This window comes from Methylobacterium variabile (assembly GCF_001043975.1).
GTDB lineage: Bacteria > Pseudomonadota > Alphaproteobacteria > Rhizobiales > Beijerinckiaceae > Methylobacterium > Methylobacterium variabile.
Map to the genome: position 1 here is coordinate 1 of NZ_LABY01000189.1, position 4,321 is coordinate 4,321.

General features: G+C 71.6%; 3 protein-coding genes. 2 read left to right on the forward strand and 1 reads right to left on the reverse strand.

Going from position 1 to position 4,321, the window contains the following annotated elements; all coding sequences use genetic code 11:
• Positions 1–206 precede the first annotated feature (206 nt).
• Complete coding sequence (locus VQ02_RS25435) at positions 207–542, forward strand: PilZ domain-containing protein (RefSeq protein ID WP_157080808.1); 336 nt, start codon at positions 207–209, stop codon at positions 540–542.
• Between the two features lie 248 nt (positions 543–790).
• On the opposite strand, the gene VQ02_RS25440 is transcribed toward VQ02_RS25435, so the two are convergent.
• Positions 791–2,173, reverse strand: coding sequence for a class II 3-deoxy-7-phosphoheptulonate synthase (locus VQ02_RS25440; RefSeq protein WP_048447037.1), 1,383 nt, complete (start codon positions 2,171–2,173; stop codon positions 791–793).
• 308 nt (positions 2,174–2,481) lie between these two features.
• Between VQ02_RS25440 and VQ02_RS25445 the strand changes: the two genes are divergently transcribed.
• Positions 2,482–4,269: an adenylate/guanylate cyclase domain-containing protein gene (locus VQ02_RS25445; RefSeq protein WP_083469446.1), complete on the forward strand. Its 1,788-nt coding sequence runs from the start codon at positions 2,482–2,484 to the stop codon at positions 4,267–4,269.
• The last annotated feature ends 52 nt before the right edge of the window (positions 4,270–4,321 follow it).

Below are 4,321 nucleotides of genomic sequence, written 5' to 3' on the forward strand. Positions count from 1 at the left end.
GACCGCTAGACGATGGGAGCTGTCCCGGCGGATGGCGGCGGTATAGCGACGGTCCCGCCCGGGCGCAAGCCTCGTTGCCGGCAATCATTGCTTAACTGTGCCATCGCTCGGTGGCTTCCCTGCGCAGGGCGGAGCGTCCACGCCGCGGGCTCGACCGGGTCGCGTATGATAGATCGGTCGTGTGGGATCGCGGGGATCATGCGCAGATGGGTGGCGGTTCAACCATCGCGACCGGGGGCGGGGCGGGCGTCCCGGATCGTCCTTCCGGGAACAAGAGGGGCAACCCGCGGCACGGCACCTCGATGCCGGCGCTGATAATGATGTCCCATTACGATCGGGTGCCGTGCGTCGTGCGCGATCTCTCCGACGGGGGTGCGAAGATCGGCATATCCCGGCGATACGCGCTGTCGCGTCGCTTCTGGATCGTCATCCGGCACGCGCGCGTCGCGCGCCGCGCCTCCCTGGTGTGGCGGCGGGGCGAGTTCGCCGGGATCTCGTTCGATCTGCCCTTCGGGCCAGTCCCGGCGGAAGGGCGGAGATGATACGTTGTCCGGAAGATTACGTCCGGACAACGTATCATCAGCCCGCGCGGCGCTTGAGCGAAGCCGAAATCCGCATCGCGAAAGCGACCGCGCAGCGGTCGCCTGAAGCGATCAATCGGATTTCCTATGACGCCGCGCGAGCGACGGACGCCGATGCAGGACGCCGAAGTGAAAGAGGCCCGGGACGGGGACCGCTCGCAGCGGCTCCCGTCCCGGGCCTCGTGGCATTCAGGGCCGGCGCGGCCCGCCTACTCCGCCGCCTCGATCCGGGGATGCTCGTACTGCTTGCGCTCGCGCTTGACGAGGTCGGCGGTCAGGAAAGCCACCTCGAGCGCCTGCTCGGCGTTGAGGCGCGGGTCGCAGTAGGTGTGGTAGCGGTCGCGCAGGTCGTCGGCCGTCAGCGCCCGGGCGCCGCCGGTGCACTCGGTGACGTTCTTGCCGGTCATCTCGAGGTGGATGCCGCCCGCATGGGTGCCCTCGGCCTGGTGGATGTCGAAGAAGCCCTGGATCTCCTTCATCACCCGCTCGAACGGCCGGGTCTTGTAGCCGCTCGCCGTCACGGTGTTGCCGTGCATCGGGTCGCAGGACCACACCACGGTGCGGCCCTCGCGCTCCACCGCCCGGATCAGCCCGGGGAGGTGGTCGCCGACCTTGTCGGCGCCGAAGCGGCAGATCAGGGTCAGGCGGCCGGCCTCGTTGCCGGGGTTGAGCAGGTCGACGAGCCGGATCAGGTCGTCGGCCTTCAGCGACGGGCCGCACTTGAGGCCGATCGGGTTCTTGATGCCCCGGGCGAACTCGATGTGGGCGTGGTCCGCCTGCCGGGTGCGGTCGCCGATCCACAGCATGTGGCCGGAGGTGGCGTACCAGTCGCCGCTGGTCGAATCGACCCGGGTCAGGGCCTCCTCGTAGCCGAGCAGCAGCGCCTCGTGGCTGGTGTAGAAGTCGGTCTGGCGCACCTCCTGGTGCGTCTCCGGGTTGATGCCGATCGCCCGCATGAAGTCGAGCGTCTCGGTCATGCGCTGCGCCAGGTCGGCATAGGCCGAGGACTGGGGCGAGTCCTTGACGAAGCCGAGCATCCAGCGGTGCGCGTTCTCCAGGTTGGCGTAGCCGCCGGTGGCGAAGGCGCGCAGCAGGTTCAGCGTCGCGGCCGACTGGCGGTAGGCCTCGGCCTGCCGGCGCGGATCGGGCACCCGCTCCTCGGCCGTGAAGCCGATGCCGTTGACGATGTCGCCGCGGTAGCTCGGCAGGGAGACGCCGTCGACGGTCTCGCTCGGCGACGAGCGCGGCTTGGCGAACTGACCGGCGATGCGGCCGACCTTCACCACCGGCGAGCCGCCCGCGAAGGTCAGCACCAGCGCCATCTGCAGGAAGACGCGGAAGAAGTCGCGGATGTTGTCGGCGGAGTGCTCGTCGAAGCTCTCAGCGCAGTCGCCGCCCTGGAGCAGGAACGCCTGGCCGGCCGCGACCTTGGCGAGCCCCTGCTTCAGCTTGCGCGCCTCGCCTGCAAAAACGAGTGGAGGAAAGCTCGCGAGCTGCCGCTCCACCGCCTCGAGGGCCGCGGAATCCGGATAGTCCGGAACCTGCTGAATCGGCAGCCGCCGCCAGCTCGTGGGGGTCCAACGCTCGCTCATCGTCCTCTCCTCGCGCACCTCTTCGATAACCGGTCCGGTCGGTCGCGGAAGCCGGGCTTATAGGGTGGATTGCTCCGCTGCGCGAGGGGGCGTGCCGCAGTGCCAGGGTCGACTTCCGGGCATGACGCCGGCCTCCGGCCGCGCATGCGAGGCTGGACCTCTCCGTCAGTGCATGACAGTATTCATAGTGGATCTTTGCTGTAACGATTGATGCTCGTTAAAGAAAACGTCCCGCTGCATCGGGGCGGAACCTCCACTCTTCGACCGCTCGAGGCAGGCTGTGATGCGACAATGGTGGCCTATGCAGGATGCGGAGCGCGGCCGGCGCCGCGCCGGGCGGTGAGGGACCGGCGATGGAGCGCCACCTCGCCGCCATCCTGGTCGCCGACGTGGTCGGCTACACCCGGCTCAGCGAGATGGCGGAGGAGGAGACCCACTGCCGCCTGAAGGCGCTCCGCGCCGGCGTCATCGACCCGCTGGTGCGAGAGAGCGGCGGCCGGATCGTCAAGAACACCGGCGACGGCTTCATCGCCACCTTCCCGGACGCCGCCGCGGCGACGGATTGCGCGCTGGCCCTGCAGCGCGAGATCGACCGGGCGGCGGCGGGGGATCCCGAGGACGCACGCCTCGCCTTCCGGATGGGCGTCAACCTCGCCGAGGTCATCGTCGAGGACGGCGACGTCTTCGGCGACGGCGTCAACGTGGCGGCCCGGCTGCAAGCCTACGCCGAGGCCGGCGACGTGATCGTGTCCGAGGCGGTCTTCTCCCGGGCGAGCGAGGCGGCGCGGGCGCGGGCGACCGATCTCGGGGCGCTCGCCCTGCGCAACCACGCCCGCCCGGTGCGGGTTTTCGCCCTGCGGTCCGGATCCGGTTCCGCGTGGCGGGTCGGCGAATGCGCGCCCGGCGCCGAGGCGCGGGCCTCGATCGCGGTGCTGCCGTTCCGCAGCAGCGCGCCGGGCCGCCTCACCCTGGCGGACGGCTTCACCGACTGGATCGTCCGGGCGCTGTCGTCCTTGCGCGACCTGTTCGTGATCTCCCGCGGCTCGACCCTGGCCTATCGCCGCCGGCACGCCGACCCGGCGGCGATCGGACGCCGCCTCGGCGTGCGCTACGTGATGGACGGGGCGGTCCAGCAGCACGGCGGGACCCTGCGGGTGTGCACGGAGCTGATCGAGTGCGGCACCGGCGCGGTGGTCAGCGCCGACCATTACGAGGGCCTCATCGACCAGGTCTTCGCCCTCCAGGACGCCATCGCCCTCAAGCTGATCCGGACCATCGCCCCCCACGTGCGCGAGCGCGAGCTGCAGCGCGCCCTGCGCAAGCACCCGTCCAGCCTGACGAGCTACGACCTGCTGCTCCAGGCCCTCGACCAGCTCTACAAGATGGACCCCGACAGCTTCGCCCGGGCCGGGGGCCTGCTCCAGCAGGCGATCGCCCTCGACCCGTCCTATCCCCCGCCCTTCGCCTACGCGGCCTGGTGGCACGTCTTCCGGGTCGGCGAGATGGGCTCGCCCGATCCGGACGGCGACGGGCGGGCGGCGGCGGACCGGTCCCGCGCCGCGATCGAGCGGGACGGCAACGACCCCCTGGCGCTGGCGATCTACGGCCACGTCCAGGCCTACCTCCTGCGCGACGCAGGCACCGCGCGGCGCTTCCTCGACCGGGCGATCGAGGCCGGTCCGAGCCTCGCCATCGCCTGGACCATGAGCAGCGCCGCGCACGGATTCGCCGGCGACGGCCGGCTGGCGGTGCAGCACGGCGAGGTCGGGCAGCGCTTGGCGCCGAGCGACCCCTACACCTTTTGGCACGAGGGCCTGCTCGCCCAGGCGCACTACGTCGCGGGCGCGTACGACGAGGCCGTCGCCTGGGGCCTCAGCGCCGTGGCGCGCAACCGGTCCATCCGCTTCACCCGGCGCACCCTCGCGGCGAGCCTCGCGGCGGCGGGCCGCGGGGCCGAGGCGGCCGAGGTGGCGGCGGAGCTGATGCGGCTCCAGCCGGGCTTCCGGCTCGGGACCTACGCGCGGCGCTGCCCCTTCGCGGGCCCGGTCCTGACGGCCTGGATCGGGCATCTGCGGGCGGCGGGGCTGCCGGACTGACGGGCCGCCGGGAGCCGGGGGGCGCTACGCCTTTCGGGGCGGGCGCCCGCCC